Source organism: Collimonas rhizosphaerae (genome assembly GCF_038896935.1).
Lineage (GTDB): Bacteria > Pseudomonadota > Gammaproteobacteria > Burkholderiales > Burkholderiaceae_D > Collimonas > Collimonas rhizosphaerae.
In genome coordinates, this window is record NZ_JBANDC010000011.1 from 129409 (window position 1) to 149931 (window position 20523).

At 62.5% G+C, this 20523-nt stretch carries 18 protein-coding genes; 8 read left to right on the forward strand and 10 right to left on the reverse strand.

Features of this window, described 5'->3' with window-relative positions; genetic code table 11:
* Positions 1 to 34 precede the first annotated feature (34 nt).
* Positions 35 to 220: a hypothetical protein gene (locus V8G57_RS16805; protein ID WP_342830332.1), complete on the forward strand. Its 186-nt coding sequence runs from the start codon at positions 35 to 37 to the stop codon at positions 218 to 220.
* Here V8G57_RS16805 and V8G57_RS16810 read toward each other — a convergent pair.
* Complete coding sequence (locus tag V8G57_RS16810; protein WP_092392843.1) at positions 182 to 1486, reverse strand: YihY family inner membrane protein; 1305 nt, start codon at positions 1484 to 1486, stop codon at positions 182 to 184. The genes V8G57_RS16805 and V8G57_RS16810 overlap by 39 nt on opposite strands.
* An 87-nt stretch (positions 1487 to 1573) precedes the next feature.
* Here V8G57_RS16810 and wrbA point away from each other — a divergent pair, with 87 nt between their 5' ends.
* From wrbA to V8G57_RS16835, 5 genes are all read left to right on the forward strand, one after another.
* Positions 1574 to 2212: an NAD(P)H:quinone oxidoreductase gene (gene wrbA, locus V8G57_RS16815; RefSeq protein ID WP_342830334.1), complete on the forward strand. Its 639-nt coding sequence runs from the start codon at positions 1574 to 1576 to the stop codon at positions 2210 to 2212.
* The gene (locus V8G57_RS16820) at positions 2209 to 2652 is read left to right on the forward strand and encodes a DUF2069 domain-containing protein (RefSeq protein ID WP_342830335.1); all 444 of its coding nucleotides are present in this window, start codon (positions 2209 to 2211) and stop codon (positions 2650 to 2652) included. Before wrbA ends, V8G57_RS16820 begins: the two co-directional genes overlap by 4 nt.
* A 118-nt stretch (positions 2653 to 2770) precedes the next feature.
* Positions 2771 to 4183 carry an FAD-binding oxidoreductase gene (locus V8G57_RS16825; RefSeq protein WP_342830336.1) on the forward strand — a complete coding sequence of 471 codons (1413 nt, stop codon included), beginning with the start codon at positions 2771 to 2773 and terminating at the stop codon, positions 4181 to 4183.
* Between the two features lie 123 nt (positions 4184 to 4306).
* Positions 4307 to 5860 carry a DUF1800 domain-containing protein gene (locus tag V8G57_RS16830; protein ID WP_342830337.1) on the forward strand — a complete coding sequence of 518 codons (1554 nt, stop codon included), beginning with the start codon at positions 4307 to 4309 and terminating at the stop codon, positions 5858 to 5860.
* Between the two features lie 17 nt (positions 5861 to 5877).
* Positions 5878 to 7218, forward strand: coding sequence for a DUF1501 domain-containing protein (locus V8G57_RS16835; protein ID WP_342830338.1), 1341 nt, complete (start codon positions 5878 to 5880; stop codon positions 7216 to 7218).
* 47 nt (positions 7219 to 7265) lie between these two features.
* Here the strand turns inward: V8G57_RS16835 and V8G57_RS16840 are convergent, their stop codons facing one another.
* From V8G57_RS16840 to urtA, 8 genes are all read right to left on the reverse strand, one after another.
* Positions 7266 to 7562: an FmdB family zinc ribbon protein gene (locus V8G57_RS16840; protein ID WP_144738597.1), complete on the reverse strand. Its 297-nt coding sequence runs from the start codon at positions 7560 to 7562 to the stop codon at positions 7266 to 7268.
* Between the two features lie 64 nt (positions 7563 to 7626).
* Positions 7627 to 8805 (reverse strand): formamidase, encoded by a 1179-nt coding sequence (fmdA, locus tag V8G57_RS16845; protein WP_342830339.1) that lies wholly within the window; start codon positions 8803 to 8805, stop codon positions 7627 to 7629.
* 35 nt (positions 8806 to 8840) lie between these two features.
* A complete protein-coding gene (locus V8G57_RS16850) occupies positions 8841 to 9863 on the reverse strand; it encodes an aliphatic amidase (protein WP_144738598.1) in 1023 nt (340 codons plus the stop codon).
* A 41-nt stretch (positions 9864 to 9904) separates the two neighbouring features.
* Complete coding sequence (urtE, locus tag V8G57_RS16855; protein ID WP_342830340.1) at positions 9905 to 10594, reverse strand: urea ABC transporter ATP-binding subunit UrtE; 690 nt, start codon at positions 10592 to 10594, stop codon at positions 9905 to 9907.
* A 16-nt stretch (positions 10595 to 10610) separates the two neighbouring features.
* Positions 10611 to 11378 carry an urea ABC transporter ATP-binding protein UrtD gene (gene urtD, locus V8G57_RS16860; protein WP_342830341.1) on the reverse strand — a complete coding sequence of 256 codons (768 nt, stop codon included), beginning with the start codon at positions 11376 to 11378 and terminating at the stop codon, positions 10611 to 10613.
* Positions 11375 to 12586: an urea ABC transporter permease subunit UrtC gene (gene urtC, locus V8G57_RS16865; RefSeq protein WP_342830342.1), complete on the reverse strand. Its 1212-nt coding sequence runs from the start codon at positions 12584 to 12586 to the stop codon at positions 11375 to 11377. The genes urtD and urtC overlap by 4 nt, the downstream gene beginning before the upstream one ends.
* Positions 12587 to 12609: 23 nt before the next feature.
* Positions 12610 to 13527, reverse strand: coding sequence for an urea ABC transporter permease subunit UrtB (gene urtB, locus V8G57_RS16870; protein WP_144738601.1), 918 nt, complete (start codon positions 13525 to 13527; stop codon positions 12610 to 12612).
* An 81-nt stretch (positions 13528 to 13608) separates the two neighbouring features.
* Positions 13609 to 14862, reverse strand: coding sequence for an urea ABC transporter substrate-binding protein (gene urtA / locus V8G57_RS16875; RefSeq protein WP_342830343.1), 1254 nt, complete (start codon positions 14860 to 14862; stop codon positions 13609 to 13611).
* A gap of 428 nt (positions 14863 to 15290) precedes the next feature.
* Between urtA and V8G57_RS16880 the strand changes: the two genes are divergently transcribed.
* Both V8G57_RS16880 and V8G57_RS16885 read left to right on the forward strand, forming a co-directional pair.
* Positions 15291 to 18713 (forward strand): ATP-binding protein, encoded by a 3423-nt coding sequence (locus tag V8G57_RS16880; RefSeq protein WP_342830344.1) that lies wholly within the window; start codon positions 15291 to 15293, stop codon positions 18711 to 18713.
* 18 nt (positions 18714 to 18731) lie between these two features.
* A complete protein-coding gene (locus tag V8G57_RS16885; RefSeq protein WP_342830345.1) occupies positions 18732 to 19706 on the forward strand; it encodes a response regulator in 975 nt (324 codons plus the stop codon).
* 10 nt (positions 19707 to 19716) lie between these two features.
* Here the strand turns inward: V8G57_RS16885 and V8G57_RS16890 are convergent, their stop codons facing one another.
* Positions 19717 to 20511: a LytR/AlgR family response regulator transcription factor gene (locus V8G57_RS16890; protein WP_342830346.1), complete on the reverse strand. Its 795-nt coding sequence runs from the start codon at positions 20509 to 20511 to the stop codon at positions 19717 to 19719.
* Positions 20512 to 20523: the final 12 nt, after the last annotated feature.

Genomic DNA, 20523 nt, shown 5'->3' on the forward strand with positions numbered 1-20523 from the left:
TGATGGCAACTGTCTGTCAGGAAACGGGAAATTCATGCACACAAGGGATGCCGCGCTGACGCAGAAGGAACCGGGGCAGGACGCACCCGCCGCCGCGGCAAAACGGCCATTGTTCCTGATGAACTATACAAGGCCGACCTACAACGGCACGGTGCACGTCAGCTATTTCTGGACGCCGGGATTATTGCGCGGCGGCGACCTCAAGTTCCGGATGTACTAGTCCTTCGGCAAAATACGCTGCCAGCGTCTGTTCCAGGCCGCGCTCAATAGCCGCTTCCACCTGCCACGCCAGCGCCTCGTCGGCCACCTTGCCCGCCACCAGGTTGCACACGAACAGGCGATAGATATCGCTCAGTTTCAGCCGTTCCGGATTGGCCAGCAAAATCCAGCCGTCGACGCTGATGCGCGCTTTGCGCCCCCACTGTGTCCTGACCAGCTTGTCGGCCTGCACCGAACCGACCCAGCCGATCTCCTGCATTTGTTGCAACAAGCTTTCCGATTCGTCAAAACCGAGCCTGGTTGCGCGCCGTATCTGGTCCGCATCCACCGCCGCCGAACTGGCCCCGGTCCTGGCCTGGTGCAGCACACCCAACACCGCCATCGCATCGACAAAAGCGCTGCCCGGAGCCGGCACATGCCACCAGCGCTCGTACTTCACCACCGGCAACGCCGCCACCAGCAAGGCGCCGACCAGCGTGATCATCCACAGCATGTAGATCCACAGCAGGAAAATCGGCAAGGCCGCCAGCGCGCCGTAGACCATGGTGTAGGTCGGGAACTTGATCACGTAGGCGGCAAAAAAGCGTTTGGCGATTTCAAACACGATGCCCGCCAGCAGGCCGCCCCAGACGGCGTCGCGCCAATCCACCCGCTGGTTCGGCACCGCCACGTACAGCAGGGTGAAGGCGCCGGTAGTCAGCGCAACCGACAGCAGCGTATAGAACCATCTGCCGGCCCAGCTCACCACCAGGCCGTTGGCTGCGTCCGACAAATAAGAAGTGACGGTGATCGAGATGCCGATCAGCAAAGGTCCCAGCGTAATGATGGCCCAGTACACCAGCACCCGATGGATCCACGGCCGCTGCTTCTTGACGCGCCAGATGCGGTTGAACACATGGTCCACCGTCGACATCGTCAGCACCGAAGTGACGATCAACGCCACCCCGCCCACCGCCGACAGGCGCGCCGACTTGGTGGCGAACTGGTTGAGGTAATCGAGGATGACGTTGGCGACGCCCCTGGGCATCAGGTTTTGCACAAAGTAGTGTTCCAGCGAAGCGCGGAAGGTGCTGAACAGCGGGAATACGGTAAAAATCGCCAAGGCGATAGTCAGCATCGGCACCAGCGCCAGGATGGTGGTGAAGGTCAGGCTGCCGGCCACTTGCGGCAAGCGTTCTTCATCCAGGCGGCGCGCCGCAAAACGAAACAGATCGCGCAATTGCGGCCAGGACAGGCCGCGCAGCCTGGAAAATTTCAATGACTTCATGCTTTCCCTGATTTTGCCTTCCGGAGCGGGCGATTAAAGGCGCGTTTTGCACCATGAACCCACGCTAAAGCGCCCTATAATACCAAAATGAGCTCATCCAATATTACTGTTAACACACCACTCCTGGTCCTGTACTACTCGCGCCATGGTTCGACGCGCAAGCTGGCCGAACTGATCAGCCAGGGCATCGACTCCGTCGCCGGCTGCGAAGCGCGCTTGCGCACGGTGCCGGCAGTATCGACCGTGACCGAAGCCAGCGCGCCGGATATCCCGGCCGAAGGGGCGCCTTACGTCGAACTGGCCGACCTGCAGGAATGCTCCGGCCTGGCGCTGGGATCGCCGACCCGCTTCGGCAACATGGCCGCAGCCATGAAATATTTCTGGGACGGCACCAGCACCGACTGGCTGGCCGGCACCCTGGCCGGCAAGCCGGCTTGCGTATTCACGTCTACCGGCAGCCTGCACGGCGGCCAGGAATCGACCCTGATGTCGATGATGACGCCTTTATTACACCATGGCATGCTGGTGATGGGCTTACCCTACACGCTGCCGGAACTGATGACAACCGCCAGCGGCGGCACGCCGTATGGCGCCAGCCACTGGTCCGGCATGAACGGCACGCATCCGATTTCGGCCGAGAGCCGCACCTTGGCGATCGCCCAGGGCCGGCGGCTGGCGGAAACCGCCTTGAAGTTAAAAACAAGACTCGACATCGCGGGGACATGATGACCACCAAACTGAAACCGGGCGTATCGACCCATCCGCTGCCGCATGCGGCGCGCCAGCCGCGCTTCTTCTATTTCGGCGCGGTCGGCAGCCTGCTCGGCCTGATCGCGCTGGGCCTGGCCTGGGAACTGGCGCTGGCGCCGCTGCGCCCGGGCGGCTCCTGGATGGTGCTGAAAGTGCTGCCGCTGCTGTTCCCGTTGCGCGGCGTGCTCAAGCGCGACGTGTATACGATGCAGTGGGCGTCCATGCTGATCCTGCTCTATTTCACGGAAGGCATCGTGCGCGCCACCAGCGACAGCAGTTTCCTGTCCAGCAGGCTGGGCTGGATCGAAGTCGCGCTCAGCGTCATCTTTTTCTTTTGCACCATCCTTTATCTGCGGCCTTATAAAAAGGCGGCTAAGGAAGTGGCTAAGCAGGCTATCAAGAAGGCGTCGCAGTAGCATCCGACAATGCGACGGTATGTACTCCGTGGGCCGTTAAATGGGGTCAGAGTAATTTTCGCAAAGGACGCGAAAAAAAACTCTGACCCCATTTAACTATTTTTGTCGAAACCTGGACATGAAAAATACTGAATTCCTCGATGCTTGCCGTAGCGCTATCGGCGCTGCCCATGTGCTTACCGATGAAGCCGATAAAGCCGGTTACCTGACCGACCAGCGCCAGCGCTTTACCGGCGCGGCGTTGGCTGTTGTCAAGCCGGCCGACACTGCGGAAGTAGCGGCCATCGTGAAACTCTGTGCGCAATTCCAGGTTCCCATCGTGCCTCAGGGCGGCAACACCGGCCTGGTGCTGGGCAGCGTGCCCGACCAGAGCGGCCAGGCCATCGTGCTGTCGCTCAAGCGCCTGAACCGCATCCGCGCGGTCGATGCCGTCAACCACACCATCACCGTCGAAGCCGGCTGCATCCTGCAGCACATCCAGGAAGCCGCCGCCGCCGAACGAAGCCTGTTTCCGCTGTCGCTGGCGGCCGAAGGCAGCTGCACCATCGGCGGCAACCTGTCGACCAACGCTGGCGGCACCGCGGTGCTCCGCTACGGCAACACGCGCGAACTCTGCCTCGGGCTGGAAGTCGTGACCGCCCAGGGCGACATCCTGCACGGACTGCGCGGCCTGCGCAAAGACAATACCGGCTACGATTTGCGCGACCTGTTCATCGGCGCCGAAGGTACGCTGGGCATCATTACCGCCGCCGTGCTGAAGCTATTCCCGCAACCCAAAGCCCAGCTCACCGCGCTGGCCGCAGTGCAGACGCCGGCTGCCGCGCTGCGCCTGCTGAGCATGGCGCAAGGCCGCTGCGGCGCCACCCTGACCGGCTTCGAACTGATGTCCGACCTGTGCCTGCAGCTGGTCGCCAAGCACTTCCCGCAACTGCAGTTCCCTTTTAGCCAGCGCCATCCCCACTATGTGCTGCTGGAACTGTCCGACAGCGAATCCGCGGACCATGCCAGCGTTTTGCTGGAAGCCGTCATCGGCGATGCGCTGGAACAGGACATCTGCCAGGATGCGGTGCTGGCCAGCTCAAGCGCCCAGTCGCGCGCCCTGTGGCAGCTGCGCGAAAGCATCTCCTCGGCGCAAGCCATGGAAGGCAAGAACATCAAGCACGACATCTCGCTGCCGATTTCCCGCATCGCCGAATTCATCACCGTCACCGACGCCTTGCTGCAACAGCATTTTCCCGGTTGCCGCAATGTCACCTTCGGCCACCTGGGCGACGGCAACCTGCACTACAACGTCTCGCCGCCGGCCGGCTCCTCTGCCGAACAGTTCATAGAACGGCAGGCCGACATCAACCGCGTCGTGCACGACAGCGTCGACCGCATGCAGGGTTCGATCTCGGCCGAGCACGGGCTGGGCACCCTCAAGCGCGAGGAAATCCTGCGCTATAAATCCCCGGTGGAAATTGCGCTGATGAAAACCATCAAACAGGCGCTGGATCCCCTGAACCTGATGAATCCGGGCAAAGTCGTCTAACGCCGGAAGCGGATTCCCGGCCAATGTTGCCGCCTTACAATCTGTTACACCGGCCTTGTATGCGCATGCCGCTGGCGGCGCGTTAATCGGGGGTGTAAGCCGAAAAACTGCATAAGGTGGAACATGCCGACCCTTCCTCGTTACCTGTCGACCGCATTGCTGCTGGGTTCGCTGGCCGCGCTCGATGCCAATGCCCAGACCGCCCAGCCGCCCCTGAACGATTCGGAAAAAGCGCTGCATGTGCTGAACCGGCTGGCCTATGGTCCGCGCCCAGGCGACGTCGACGCCGTCAGGCGCCTCGGCGTCAAGCGCTACATCGAGCAGCAGCTCAATCCCGACAGCCTGCCGCTGCCGCCCGAGCTGGCAGGCAAGCTGTCCTCCTTGACGACTTATCAACTAAGCGCAACCCAGCTCTACCAGCAGTACGGTCCGCCCTCCTTCCCTCCCAATACCGCCACTCCCGAAGAAAAGAACATGGCGCGCCAGCGCGCCAACAAGGACATCACACCGCAGACCCATTTTTCCCGGCTGTGGCTGGCCACCGAAAGCCCGCGCCAGCTGCAGGAAGTGATGACCGAATTCTGGTTCAACCATTTCAACGTCTTCGAGGGCAAGGAATGGGTGCGCTACTGGAACGGCGAATATGAAAAAGACGTGCTGCGGCCCAACGCGCTCGGCAATTTCCGCCAGCTGCTGGGCGCGGTGGCCCATCATCCGGCCATGCTGTATTACCTCGACAACTGGCTCAGCAGCGGTGTCAACACGCCAGAAGCCAAAGGCCGCTTCAAAGGACTCAACGAAAATTACGGCCGCGAGCTGCTGGAACTGCACACCATGGGCGTCGACAGCGGCTATACCCAGGCCGACGTGATTTCCCTGGCGCGCATCCTCAGCGGCTGGACCATCGATGAAAAAGGCATGAAGGATGGCCAGCCGGCTTTCAGCTTCAACCCGCGCCGCCACGATGCCGGCGACAAGGTTTTCCTCGGCCAGGCCATCAAGGGCAGCGGCTACCAGGAAGGCGAACAGGCGCTCGATATCCTGGCCCGCCATCCGGCCACCGCCCACTTCGTGGCCGCCAAGCTGGTCCAGTATTTCGTTTCCGACAAACCTGAACCGGCACTGACGGAAAAGCTGGCGCGCCGCTTCCTGAGCAGCAACGGCGACATCAAGGCGGTGCTCCATGCCTTGTTCGATAGCCCCGAATTCTGGGACCGCGGCAATTACCAGGCCCAGTTCAAGACGCCCTATCAATACGTGGTGTCGTCGCTGCGCGCAACCGCGACGCCGGTGCTCAATGTCAGGCCGATCGACGGCGTGCTCAACCAGCTGGGCCAGCCGCTGTACGGCTGGCTGACGCCGGAGGGCTACAAATTTTCGGAAGAAGCCTGGCTCAACCCTGACGCCCTGCTCCGCCGCATCAATTTCGTCAACGGCCTCAGCAACGGCAAATCGCCGATCGCCCGCAGCGATCCGCCGCCGCTTGTGCCAGGATCAGCGCCCGGATCGCCGCCGGTAGCCGCCGCACCGAATACCGCCGTCCCCATCGATCCGCAACAACTGCTGCAAACCCTGGCGCCGGCGCTGACGCCGCACAGCCTCGGCACGATCGGCGCCGCGCCTGCCAACCTGCAGGTCGGCCTGATACTCGGCAGTCCTGATTTCATGAAAAGATAATCCACGGGAGCCATGTCATGAAGCGTCGTGATTTCATCCGCCAGCTGGGCCTGACCGCCGGCGGTGCCATCCTGATCCCGGTCGGCCTGTCCGGCTGCGTGGTGGCCCCCCCCAGCAAGCCGCAGGCCAAGGCAAAACCTGTCCCGGCCGCCCCGGTCGCCATGGTCGACAGCCCGCTGTCGTACGGCAATCCCTTGCAGCGTCCGCATGCGGCAGGCGACGGCACGCCGCGCATGATCGTGGTATTCCTGCGCGGCGCCGTGGACGGCTTGAATGTCGTGGTGCCGCATGGCGACCACAATTACTACAAGGCGCGGCCAGGCATAGCGGTATCGCGCCCCGGCACCCAGAACGGCGCGATCGACCTGACCGGCTACTTCGGCCTGCACCCGGCGCTGCAAGCGCTGCAGCCGTACTGGGACGATGGCCGGCTGGCGTTCGTGCACGCCTCAGGTTCGCCGGACATGTCGCGCTCGCATTTCGAAGCACAGGATTACATGGAGACCGGCACGCCGGGCCAGCACAACACCCGCGACGGCTGGATGAACCGCATGCTGGGCGTGATGCCCGCATCGTCGTCGCCTATGCAAGCCCTGACGCTGGGCGAATCGGTGCCGCGCATCCTGACCGGACGCGCGGTAGTCGCCAACATGCCGACCGGGCGCGACGCTACCCGGCCGACCCTGATCGACCGCGCCGATGTCAGCCAGGCGTACGCCGAGCTTTATGCGCAAGACGCCGTGCTTGGCAAAAGCTACCGCGACGGCATTTCGGCGCGCAAGGAACTGATGGCCGACGCCAGCAGCTCCGAACAAAAGATGGCGAACAACGGCGCACCCTTGCCGAACGGCCTGTCGATCGACACCGCTCGCCTGGGACGGCTGATGCGCAGCAATCCCGACATCCGGCTCGGTTTCGTCGCCGTCGGCGGCTGGGACACCCATACCAACCAGGGCAACGGCAACGGCCAGCTGGCCAACCGCCTGCGGCCGCTGGCCGACGGCTTGACCACGCTGGCGCGCGAGCTGGGACCGGCGTTCAACGATACGGTGATTGTGGTGATGTCGGAATTCGGCCGCACCTTCCGCGAAAACGGCAACGGCGGCACCGACCACGGCCACGGCAACGTCATGTGGCTGCTGGGCGGCAACGTCCGCGGCCGCACCATCCACGGCGCATGGCCGGGCATCGACGACAAGTCCCTCAACGAAGGGCGCGACCTGGCCATCACCACCGATTTCCGCTCGGTGCTGGCGACGCTGGCGGAAAAACACATGCGGATCGGCGACCCGGCCATGCAGAAGCTGTTTCCGCAATATGGCGCCGGCAATCCGCATGCCCTGAACCTGCTGGTGTAACCTAGGGCCTGTTCACACTTGATTTGGGAGTGCGAACAGGCCCTAGCTCAGGTATCGCAGATACTGCAGCTATGTCCTTTGCAATTGTGCAGCACGCTGCTCCTGCCGGCGCGCGCTTGCGTGCCGGGACCGGCGGCGCCGCGGCCGGCCAGCTGTTCGGCGCCATTGCGCGCCTGCCAGCGTTCCGCCACGCGCAGCTTGACGTGGCCGCCGGTAAATAAAGGAACGGCAAGGGTCGCCTCGGCGCAGTAGGGACAGGCCAACGGTTTTTCCAGTGCTTGCAGCGGCAACAGCTTTTCAAAAATGCCATCGCAATGGCTGCAGCGGATGTCGTACAGCGGCATCGTTTTATCCTTTGCTTGAATTGGACGGGGCACCAGGCAGGGCCAGGCCCTGCCGCCGCCGGAACTAAGGTTTCCTGCCCCAGTGCGCGTTATCGTTCAGCATCCCCTTGGGCGTGATGTCCTGGTCGAAAATCGAGGTCGGCAAGGACACCGTGCACGCGCAGTTCGGAATATCGACAATGCCGCCGATGCGCCCTTCCACCGGCGCCGCGGTCAGCAGCATGTAGGCCTGGCTGCCGGTATAGCCGAAGTGGGTCAGGTAATCGATGGCTTTCAGGCAGGCCTGGCGGTAAGCCACGGTAGCGTCCAGGTAATAGTTGACGCCGTTCTCGACGCTGATGCCCTCAAAGGTCAGCCATTGCTCGTAATGCGGCTTGACGATGCTGGGCATGAAGATCGGCGAACTGATGTTGTATTTCGCCATGCCGCCCTTGATCAGGTCGAAACCGACGTGGCTGACGCCGTCCATTTCGATGGCGCCGCAAAAGCCGATTTCGCCGTCGCCCTGCGAAAAATGCAGGTCGCCCATGGAAAAGCCGGCGCCCTTCACATATACCGGGAAAAAAATCCGGGTGCCGGCGGACAGGTCCTTGATATCGGTGTTGCCGCCGTGTTCGCGCGGCGGCACGGTGCGCGCCGCTTCCTTCGCCATGCTGTCGAACTTGGCCCCGCTCAGGCCGCGCAGCACCGCCGTGCTCGGATCGGGCGGCTTGGCCAGTCCTTTGGCCGCCAGCGGCGCCTCGCGCCGGTTCCACTCCGCCAGCAAGTCGTGCGACGGCAGGCAGCCCATCAGGCCCGGATGGGTCAGGCCGGCGATGCGCACGCCGGGAATATGGCGCGAGGTAGCGTACAAGCCTTTCAAGTCCCAGATCGCCTTGTCGGCATCGGGAAACGTATCGGCCAGGAAACCGCCGCCGTTCTCCTTCGAAAACACGCCGGAAAAACCGACCGGCGTCACCGGCTTGATGTCGAGCAGGTCGATCACCAGCAGGTCGCCCGGTTCCGCGCCTTCCACATGGAACGGCCCGGTCAGCGGATGGGCGCGGGTCAGGTCGACGTTCCTGACATCGGAAACGTCATCGTTGTCCTGGATCTGCGCATCCAGGAAATCCAGCGATTCGATCAGGATCGCCTCGCCCGGCTTGACCGACGACAGGAACGGCAGGTCCGGATGCCAGCGGTTATGTCCCAGCTCGGCTTGCTGCGCCAGCGGCACGCCGGGTTTGATCTTGAAATGTTGCATGCGACTCTCCTCTTGGGTGGCTCAATCAGGGTGGTTCATTCAGAAGGAATGCCGGGCATCGGACATTCCGGGGCGCCGGCCGTGCTGCGCGTCAGCGCTTCTACCTGGCGCCGCGCCTGCTGCGGATCGTTGACCCAGGTCTTGTAAAAATCGAAGGGGCAGTCGGCCACGCCGGCGGCACTTTCGCCGGAATTGATCTTGCCGGTATACCCGCGGTGCAGCAGCTTGTAGAGATGGTTCTGCGATTGCCAGTTGCGGCGCGCGTCGCGGATCATGCCGAGCGACAGCTCGGCATACTGGATGCCCATTTCCTCGGTTCCGCATTCGCCCAGGGTGCGGCCGTCGAAACCGACGATGGCCGAGTGGCCGAAATAGGAATACACGCCGTCGAAGCCGCTGGCGTTGGCCACCGCTACATAGACGTTGTTCATCCACGCCATCGCCTTCGATACCAGCACCTGCTGCTCCTTGGCCGGGTACATGTAGCCCTGGCAGCGCACGATCAGCTCGGCGCCTTTCATCGCGCAGTCGCGCCAGATTTCCGGGTAGTTGCCGTCGTCGCAGATGATCAGGCTGATCTTCAAGCCTTTCGGGCCGTCCGAGACATAGGTAGCATCGCCCGGATACCAGCCTTCGATCGGTGTCCACGGCATGATCTTGCGGTATTTCTGGACGATCTCGCCTTGGTTGTTCATCAGGATCAACGTGTTGTAAGGCACCTTGTGCGGATGTTCTTCGTGCCGCTCGCCGGTCAGCGAGAACACGCCCCAGACATTGGCCTGGCGGCAGGCCTCGGCGAAAACCGCGGTTTCTTCGCCGGGGATGGCGGCGGCGGTATCGAACATCTCTTCGCGGTCGTACATGATGCCGTGGGTCGAATACTCCGGGAAAACCACCAGGTCCAGTCCCGGCAAGCCCTGCTTCATCCCCACCACCATCGCCGCGATGTTGCGGACGTTGGCCATCACTTCCGCCTTGTTGTGCAGGCGTGGCATCTTGTAGTTGACGACCGCAACCCCGACTGCATCCTTGCTGCTGGAAATATCTCCGTGCCTCATGTATCGCTCCTGTAGTCTGGCTGAATCGAATAAGCTGCCCGCTATACGGACAGGTAACGGCTGATGGTTGCGGCGTCGACCTTGTCGCTGGTGTCTTCGTAGACGAAACGGCCCTTGTCGATCACCAGGAAACGGTCGGCGATTTCCAGCGTAAAGCTGAGCACCTGTTCCGAGACGATGATGGTCAGCTGCCGGATCTTGCGGATCTCCTTCAGGCTGCGCGCGATGTCCTTGATGATCGACGGCTGGATGCCTTCGGTCGGCTCATCCAGCAGCAGCACCTTGGGGTTGGTGGACAGCGCGCGCGCAATCGCCAGCTGCTGCTGCTGGCCGCCGGACAGGTTGCCGCCCTTGCGGCCGCGCATTTCGTGCAGCACCGGAAACAAGGCGTACAGCTCGTCCGGCACCTTGCCGAGCGCGCCGGCTGGCAAGCCGGTCTGGATGTTTTCCAGCACGGTCATGCCGGGGAAGATCATCCTTCCCTGCGGCACATAGGCAACGCCGCTGGCGACCCGCTGGTAGCTTTCGAGATGGCCCAGCTCCTGGCCGTCGATCTGGATGCTGCCCTCGCGCAGCGGCAGTATTCCCATCAAGGTCTTGAACAAGGTGGTTTTGCCCATGCCGTTGCGGCCCATGACGGCGACGATTTCCTGTTTGCCGACGGCCAGGCTGACATCGTGGATGACCTGGCTCTGGCCATAGCCCGAGGCAAGATGCGAAACATTGAACATAAGCGCTCCGAATGGATTAATGACCCAGGTAGACTTCGATCACCTTGGGATTGGCTTGCACCGATTCCATGCTGCCTTCGGCCAGTATCTTTCCCTGGTGCAGCACGGTGACCTTGTGGGCGATGCTTTTGACAAACTCCATGTCATGCTCGATCACCAGCACCGAACGGCCCTTGCTGATGCGCCCCAGCAGCTCGGCGGTTTTCTCGCGTTCGGAAACGCTCATGCCGGCCACCGGCTCGTCCAGCATCAGCAGCTCCGGCTCCTGCATCAGCAGCATGCCGATCTCCAGCCACTGCTTCTGGCCGTGCGACAGCAGGTCGGCTTGCTGGTACAGCTGCGCATCGAGGAAAATTTCCCTGGCCACCGCTTCGACCCGCTCCACCACTTCCGCCGTGCGCTTGAACACCAGCGCGCCGAACACCTTGCGGCCGCGCGGAAACGACATTTCCAGGTTCTCGAACACGCTCAGGTTTTCGTAGATGGACGGCGTCTGGAACTTGCGGCCGACCCCGGCCTGGACAATTTCGTGCTCGCGCATCTTGGTCAGCTCGCGGTTCTTGAACTGGATGCTGCCGGCGCTGGCCTGGGTCTTGCCGCAAATCAGGTCCAGCACCGTGGTCTTGCCGGCGCCGTTGGGGCCGATCACCACCCGCACTTCATTGCGTTCGACGTAGAAATTCAAGCCGTCCACCGCCTTGAAGCCGTCGAAGGATACCGTCAGGTCTTCGATCGCCAGCACTGGCCGGTCGCTTGACTCAAAACCGATAGGATTGCCGCTCATTTCGATGCCTCCAGGCTGCCGTGCGGCAGTTCGATATCCGTTTCGGCCGCCACCACTGCCACTGCCGCAGGCGGTTTGGCGCCGGCCGGCGGCGCGGCGTTGCGCACCGAGCCGCGCTTGCGCCCCGCCAGTTTCGACAGCAACAGCTTGCCGTGGCTCTGGTACAGGCCGGCCAGGCCGTTCGGGAAATACATGACCACCGCGATGAACAGGCCGCCCATCAGGAACAGCCAGAGTTCAGGAAACGATTCGGAAAAATAGGTCTTGCCGAAATTCACCAGCAAGGTGCCGTACACCGCGCCCAGCAGGGACATGCGGCCGCCGACCGCGGCATAGATCACCATTTCGATGGAGGGCACGATGCCGACGAACGACGGCGACATGAAGCCGACCTGTAAGGTGAACATGGCGCCGCCGATCGCGGAAAACATGGCGGCAACGCAGAACACGAAGACCTTGAAGCTGGCGACGTCGTAACCGGAGAAACGCACCCGCTCCTCCTTGTCGCGCATCGCCACCAGCAAGCGTCCCAGTTTCGAGCTGAGGATGAAGCGTCCGGCCAGGATGCAGCCGATCAGCAGGCCGGCATTGACGAAATACAGGACCAGCTTGGCCGAATCGGTGCGGATGTCCCAGCCCATCAGGGTTTTCAGGTCGGTGATGCCGTTGACGCCGCCGGTCAGTCCCTGCTGGCCGATGATCAGGATCGACAGGATGGCGGCAATCGCCTGGGTAACGATGGAGAAATACACGTCGCCGACGCGGCGCTTGAACATCGCCGCGCCGATCACCAGCGCCAGCACGGTCGGCACCAGCAGCACCGCCAGCAGGGTAAATCCGAAAGAATGGAACGGCTGCCACAGCAGCGGCAACTCGGTGATCTGGTTCCAGTCCATGAAATCGGGAATGCCGGGGGTCGACTGGATCTTGGTGCTGACCGGATCGGACGCCTCCAGCTTGAGGAACATCGCCATGCAATAACCTCCCAGGCCGAAGAACACGCCTTGCCCGAGGCTGAGGATGCCGCCGTAACCCCAACACAGCACCAGGCCGACGGCGACAAAGGCGTACGCCAGGTATTTGCCGACCAGGTTCAGGCGGAAGATATCGAAAGCCAGCGGAAACACCACCAGCAGCAGTCCGGCCAGGATCAGCAGGCCGAGCAGGCCGGATTTTCCGCCCAGGATTTTTTCGTATGCAGCATTCATGAAGCGCCTTTCGATTGCAGCGGTTATTTACGGATCTTTGCGGCAAACAAGCCTTGCGGCCGCATCAGCAAAATCAGGATCACCGCCGACAGCGTCAGCACCTTGGCCATCGATCCGGTCAGGAAGAATTCCGCCGTGGACTGGGTCTGGGCGATGGAGAACGCCGAGGCGATGGTGCCCAGCAAGCTTTGCGCGCCGCCGAACACCACCACCAGGAAGGTATCGACGATATACAGCGAGCCGCTGGTCGGTCCGGTGGAACCGATGGTGGTGAACGCCGCCCCGGCGATGCCGGCAACCCCGCAGCCGAGCGCAAAGGTGCTGCGGTCGACCTTGCGGGTATTGATGCCGACCGCGCCGCTCATCAGGCGGTTCTGCATGGTGGCGCGCACCTGCAAGCCCCAGCGCGAGCGGAACAGCAGCAGGAAAATGACGCCGGTCAAGACCGCCGTCAGTCCCATCATGAACAGGCCGTTGATCGGAATGTCGATGCTGTCGGTGGGCTTGAACGAACCCATCAGCCAGTCCGGCAAGGTGGCGCTGACTTCCTTGGCGCCGAAGATCGAGCGGAAAGTCTGCTGCATGGCCAGGCTCAGGCCCCAGGTGGCCAGCAGGGTATCCAGCGGCCGCTTGTAGAGACGGCTGATCATCAGCCACTCGGTGATATAGCCGACGATGTAGGCGGTCACGAAAGACAGCGCGATCGCGGCAAAGAAATAATAAGGCTGCAGGCTGGGCGCATACAGCGTGGTTAGCTTGGACAGCAGGTAAGTAATGTAGGCGCCGATGGTGAGGAACTCGCCATGCGCCATGTTGATCACGCCCATCTGGCCGAAGATGATGGCCAGGCCCAGCGCCATCAGCAGCAGGACGCAGAAGACCGACAGGCCGTTGAAGCCCTGCATGGCGAAAATGGCGCCGAATTCGGAGAGTGAGGGCACGGTGGCTCCTTGCAATGTTGCAGCTGGTTTGCTGGGCTGAACGGTCCGGCAGGCGAGCTGCCGGACCGTGGCTGGAAAAACTTACTGGTAACCCTTGGGGAAAGGATTCGGTTCGATCAGGTTGGATTCATAGATCACCTTGAACTGGCCGTCTTTCTGGGCTTCGCCGATGCGGGTCTTGCTCCACAAGTGATGATTGGCGTGGACCTTGACGTAACCTTCCGGCGCGCTCTTCAATTCAAACCCGGGCGATGCTGCAACCACTTTGTCGACATCGAAACTGCCGGCCTTCTCGACTGCGGCCTTCCACAGCCATGGCCCCAGGTATGCAGCCTGGGTAACGTCGCCGATGACTGCATTGGGGCCGAACTTGGCCTTGAATTCGGCCACGAATTTCTTGTTGTTCGGATTGTCCAGGCTCTGGAAATATTTCATCGACGAATAGAAGCCTTCAACGTTCTCGCCGCCGATGCCCAGCATTTCATCTTCCGTCACCGAGATCGTCAGCAGGTTCTGGGTCTTGGCGGTGACGCCGGCGGCCTTGAGCTGCTTATAGAAAGCGACATTGCTGCCGCCCACCACATCGGCGAAAATCACGTCCGGCTTTTTCAGCTTGATCTTGTTGATCAGGGAGCCGAACTGGGTATTGCCGAGCGGGTAGTACTCTTCGCCGACCACCGAACCTTTCAAGACATTCTCGATGTGCTTGCGGGCTATCTTGTTGGAGGTGCGCGGCCAGATGTAATCGGAACCGACCAGGAAAAAGGTCTTGGCTTTCTTTTCCTTGGCGACCCAGTTGAGTCCGGCCAGCACTTGCTGGGTGGCTTCCTGGCCGGTGTAGAAAACGTTCTTGGACTGCTCCAGGCCTTCATAGAAGGTCGGGTAATACAGCAAGCCGTTGTCTTTCTCGAACACCGGCAGCACCGCCTTGCGCGAAGCCGAGGTCCAGCAGCCGAACACCGCGGCGACGTGATCGCTCTCCAGCAGTTTCCTGGCTTTTTCGGCAAACGTCGGCCAATCGCTGGCGCCGTCTTCCTGGATGATCTTGATCTTGCGTCCGAGGATGCCGCCCATCGAATTGATCTGGTCGATCGCCAGCCGCTCGGCCTGGATCGAACCGGTTTCGCTGATCGCCATGGTGCCGGTGGCCGAGTGCAGCTGGCCGACGGTGACTTCGGTATCGGTGACGGCCAGCTTGGTGGTATTGATTTTCGCGGTGGCCGGCGACTGGGCGAAACCCATGGCAGGCAAAGCCAGCGCGGCGCTGGCGGCCAGGCCCAGCAGCACCTTGCGGCGCTGGAACGATGGCTTATCGGATACAGAACGATGCGACATGCAGTACTCCTTTCGGGGCAGTTATGTGACGAAGGAAAACGAGGGATAAGGTCAACGTCCAGGACCTCGCAGCCCGGTAAAACCGGCGTCTGGATCTGTGCGCTCCGGGAAGCAGATTAGGATTCGCGGTGCGGTGCAGCAATACGTCGTTTGACGTAAGCCCCGCGGCCCGCGGCCAGGCGGCGGCACGCGCGGCCTTGCAGCGCCGGCGCATCAGCTTGGTGCGCCGGCCGGAACAGCGGCCATGCGCGGCGCGGCGCCGATGTCGGATCGGCAACCCGGCGCGCCCTGCTTTGGCACAAAGTTGCCTTTTGGAATTTTTCATATACGTCAAATGACGTATCCAACACGGCCTGAATTGGTTCGAAAATTGCTTAAGCTGAATTGCCCGCTGTTTTATCCTCCACGCCCAAGGTCGCCCGTCAAACGTGAAAATCACCGCCACCCAACGCATCGTCAAGGTTCGCCGCGACTACAACACCTGGGTCGGCAACGAGACGCTGGAAGACTACGCCCTGCGCTTTACGCCGCGCTCGTTCCGCAAATGGTCGGAATTCCGCCTGGCCAACACCGCGCTCGGCGCCATCTCGTTCCTGGCGCTGGAAGCCATCAGCGGCACGATCACGCTCAGCTACGGCTTCACCAATGCATTCTGGGCAATTGTCTGCGTCAGCATCCTGTTCTTCCTGACCGGCCTGCCGATCAGCTACTATGCCGCCAAATACGGCGTCGACATGGACCTGCTGACGCGCGGCGCCGGCTTCGGCTATATCGGCTCGACCATCACTTCGCTGATCTACGCCACCTTCACCTTCATCTTTTTTGCGGTGGAAGCGTCGATCATGGCGCAAGCGATCGAGCTTTATTTCGGCTTGCCGCTGGTGCTCGGCTATATCATCTGCGCCCTGGTGGTAATTCCGCTGGTGACCTACGGCATCACGCTGATCAACCGCCTGCAGATGTGGACCCAGCCGTTGTGGCTGTTGCTGCTGGTGCTGCCGTATGTCTGCGTGCTGCACAAGGAACCCGATGCGCTAGCCAACCTGATGACGTTCGCCGGCCGCGCCGAAAACGGCAACAGCTTCGACCTGGTGCTGTTCGGCTCGGCCGCCACGGTCGCCTTTTCATTGATTGCGCAGATCGGCGAGCAAGTCGATTTCCTGCGCTTCCTGCCTGAAAAAACCGCCGCCAACCGCTACCGCTGGTGGAGCGCGCTGCTGCTGGCGGGGCCGGGCTGGATCTTGCTGGGCGCGGCAAAAATGCTGGGCGGCGCGCTGCTGGCGTTCCTGGCGATCCAGCACGAGGTGCCGATCGGCAAGGCGGTCGAGCCGACCCAGATGTACCTGATCGCCTACCGTTATGTGTTTTCCGATCCGGCCTGGGTGCTGGCGGCAGTCACCTTGCTGGTGGTGGTGTCGCAGATCAAGATCAACGTCACCAACGCCTATGCCGGTTCGCTGGCCTGGTCGAATTTCTTCGCGCGCCTGACCCACAGCCATCCGGGCCGCGTGGTATGGCTGGTGTTCAATGTGCTGATCGCCTTGCTGCTGATGGAGATCGGCGTCTTCAACGCGCTCGAACATGTGCTGGCCCTGTACGCGCTGGTGGCGATCTCCTGGATCGGCGCGGTGGTGTCGGACCTGGTCATCAACAAGCCGCTGGGCCTGAGCCCGCCGCATATCGAATTCAAGCGCGCCCACCTGTACGACATCAATCCGGTCGGGGTCGGCGCCATGCTGATCGCCTCGGCGCTGTCGGCGCTCGCCTTGTCCGGCATGTTCGGCAGCGTGGCGCGCGCGCTGGCGCCCTTCATCGCCCTCGGCAGCGCGCTGCTGATCGCACCGGTGATCGCCTATGCGACCAAGGGCAAATACTATATCGCCCGCCACGACCAGTTGGACGACAGCCATCGCGGCCAGCTGGAATGCGTCATCTGCGGCAACCATTTCGAGACGCCCGACATGGCGCATTGCCCGGCTTACCAAGGCGCCATCTGTTCCTTGTGCTGCTCGCTGGATGCCCGCTGCAACGACCGCTGCAAGGAATCCTCGCGCATGCCGGACCAGATCTTCAACACCCTGCGCGGTTTCCTGCCGGAGCGTTTCACGCTCAAGCTCAACACCCGCATCGGCCACTACCTGATCGTGTTCGGCCTGGTCTCGGGTGGCCTGGCGGTGGTGCTGTGGCTGCTGTATTACCAGCAGCTGGCCGGCATGTCCGGCCTTTCCGGCAGCGGCCCCGATTCGATGGCAGGCATTTTCATCAAGCTGTTTGCGTCGCTGCTGGTGTTCATCGGCGTCGGCTCCTGGTGGCTGGTGCTGACCAGCGAGAGCCGCAGCGTCGCCCACGAAGAATCGGAGCGGCAGACCAACCTGCTGCTGCAGGAAATCGACGCACATAACCAGACCGACGCCGCCTTGCAGCGCGCCAAGGAAGCGGCAGAGGCCGCCAACCTGGCCAAGAGCCGCTTCGTCACCGGCATGAGCCACGAATTGCGCACGCCGCTCAACAGCATCCTCGGCTACGCCCAGATCCTGCAGGTCGACCACGCCATCCCGCAAGGCCGCAGGGACGCCATCGGCGTCATCCGCCGCAGCGGCGAGCACCTGCTGAGCCTGATCGACGGCTTGCTGGATATCGCCAAGATCGAGGCTGGCAAGATGCGGCTGGCGGCGGACGAACTGCCGCTGCACGAATTCCTCGACCAGATCGTGCAGATGTTTGCGCCGCAGGCCGAGCAAAAGGGCCTGGCGTTCCGCTTTGAAAAGCTGGGCCGGATTCCCGAAGTGGTCCAGGTCGACCAGAAACGGCTGCGCCAGATACTCATCAACCTGCTCGGCAACGCAGTCAAGTTTACCGACGCCGGCCATGTCACGCTGCGGGTCCGGCATGCGCGCGAGATCACTTATTTCGAGGTCGAGGACAGCGGCATCGGCATCGCCGCGGAAGACATCGCCCGCGTGTTCCTGCCGTTCGAACGCAGCAACGCCGCCAACCTGCGCGAAGACATCGGCACCGGGCTCGGCCTGGCCATCAGCAGCATGCTGACCCACATCATGGGCGGCGCGCTGTCAGTCAGCAGCAATATCGGCAAGGGCAGCATTTTCCAGCTGAAGATCTACCTGTCGGAGGTGCGCGCGCCGCGCCGCCGGATCAAGCTGGAAGACCAGATGTCGGGTTATCTCGGCCCCAGGAAACGGATACTGGTAGTCGACGACCAGGCTTCGCAGCGCGCCGTGCTGAGCGCCATGCTGGCGCCGTTGGGATTCGACATCAGCGAGGTGGCCAGCGGCGCCGCCTGCCTGGCGGAAATCGCCCGCGCCATGCCGGACCTGGTGCTGCTCGACATCGCCATGCCGGCCATGGACGGCGGCGCCGTGTGCCGCGCGATACGGGCCCAGGGCCATGCCAGCCTGCCGATCATCATCGTCTCCGCCAATGCCTTCGAGAGCACGCCGCAACAGATCGATCCGCTCAGCTATAACGATTTCGTGGTCAAGCCGGTGTCTTTCAACGACCTGCTGTCGAAAATCCGGCTGCACCTGAAAGTCGACTGGATTTCCGATCCGGCGCCGCAGGCGGCAAGCGACAGTGCAGCGTGCAGCGCCGTCATGGTGATCCCGTCCCGCGAAAAACTGCAGGCGCTGCTGGAACTGGGCGCTATCGGCTATATCAAGGGCATCGGCGCCAAGCTCGATGAAATAGAACAGCAGGACCAGCTCTACCTGCCGTTTACCGGCGAACTGCGCGAACTGGTGAAACGCTTCCGCCTGAACGACTACAACGCACGCCTGCAGGCGCTCCTGCATCCCGCCGGCGAGCAGCCTGCGCAGCGCATCGACAGCGCATAGCGAATAACAAGGAATATCTTGGACGATCACCTCACCCTCTCTGCCGATCCGCCGCCAAGGCCGCTGGCCAGCCGCCCGGTGGTGCTGATCGTCGACGACATGCCGGACAACCTGGCGCTGCTGTCGGATGCGCTGGACGAAAGCGGCCATATCGTGCTGGTGGCGACCGACGGCGCCAGCGCCATCCAGCGGCTGGGCTACATCACGCCCGACCTGATCCTGCTGGATGCGGTCATGCCGGGGCTGGACGGTTTTGAAACCTGCCGCCGCATCAAGCTGCTGGCCAGCGCCGCCCATGTGCCGGTGGTATTCATGACCGGCCTCACCGAAACCGAACATGTGGTGCGCGGCTTCCAGGTGGGCGGCATAGACTACGTCACCAAGCCGATCCAGCCGCTGGAAATCGTCGCCCGCGTCGCCGCCCATATCAAGACGGCGCGCATGATGTCGCAAGCCAGGGACGTGATCGACGCCGCCGCCCATGCGGTGATCGTGCTCGGCACCGACGGCGCGCCCTTGTGGCAAACCGGCAAGGCTTCGTTCTGGCTGGAAAAATATTTCCCGCGCAGCGAACAGCGCAAGCTGCCGCCGCAGCTGCAGTTCTGGCTGAATGAAAACCTGGTGCTGCTGCGGCAGACGCAGCAGCCGCTGCAGCCGCTGGTGGTGAACGGCGACGACGGCGAGCTGACCATCCATCTTTCCAAAAACGCCCAGAGCGCCGAACTGACCTTGCTGCTGGAGGAAAAATCCCTGTCGCTGCCGAATCCGGCCCAGCTCGAAGCCTACCGCCTGACGCCGCGCGAAACCGACGTCCTGGCCTGGGTCTCGAAAGGCAAGACCAACCGCGACATCGCCGATATCCTCGGCATGAGTCCGCGCACGGTCAACAAGCACCTGGAGCACATCTATATCAAGCTGGGAGTGGAGACGCGCGCCGCTGCGGCGGCGCTGGCGATCAGCCGGTTATACGATCCCGGCCATACCTTGCAGTAGAGCCGGCGGCTTAGCGCACCAGCGCTTTGATCTCTGCCAGCTGGCGCCGTGAAATCGGCAGGCGGTGATCGATGTCGCGCAGGATGACTTGCCAGATTTCCTGCGGCTTGTCGCCATCGCCGTCGCTGTCCGCTGCCTGCATGACGCGTTCGACGCCGCTGATGGCGTTGCGCGCCACCAGCGCATTGCGGTGCACGCGCACGAAGTGGAGCGCCAGTTCTTCCTCGATCGAGACCAGCGAATCTTCGATCAAATATTCTTTGGTTTTGGTGCGCAACGTCACGTATTTCAGTTCCGCCTTCAGGTACAGCACCTCGGCCATCGGCACCAGCGACATGCGGCCGCGCTCCTGCACCGCGAAATGCTGGCGCGGCAAGCCGGTGGCAGTAACCGGCCCGGCCGCCGAAGCCGCTTGCGCATGCTGCCGCACGCGGCTGGCGCGGGCGATGGCTTGCGCCAGCCGCGTGGCGCGCACCGGCTTGACCAGGTAGTCGAAAGCCTGGACGTCGAATGCGCTCAGCGCATAGTCGTCATAGGCAGTCACGAAAATGATCAAGGGCGGCTCGGCTGCGCCGGTGTTGTTCAACAGCTGCTCGGCCAGCTGCAGGCCGCTCATGCCCGGCATCTGCACGTCCAGCAAGACCAGGTCCGGCGCCGTGGCCCGGATGCCTTCCAGCGCCGCCTGCGCATGGCCGGCTTCGCCCACCAGGTAATGCGGGCATTCGGCCACGATGTCGGACAGCAGCGTGCTCAGCCTGGCGCGCGCCGGCGCTTCATCGTCAACGATATAGATACGAGGGATCATGAAATAAGATGT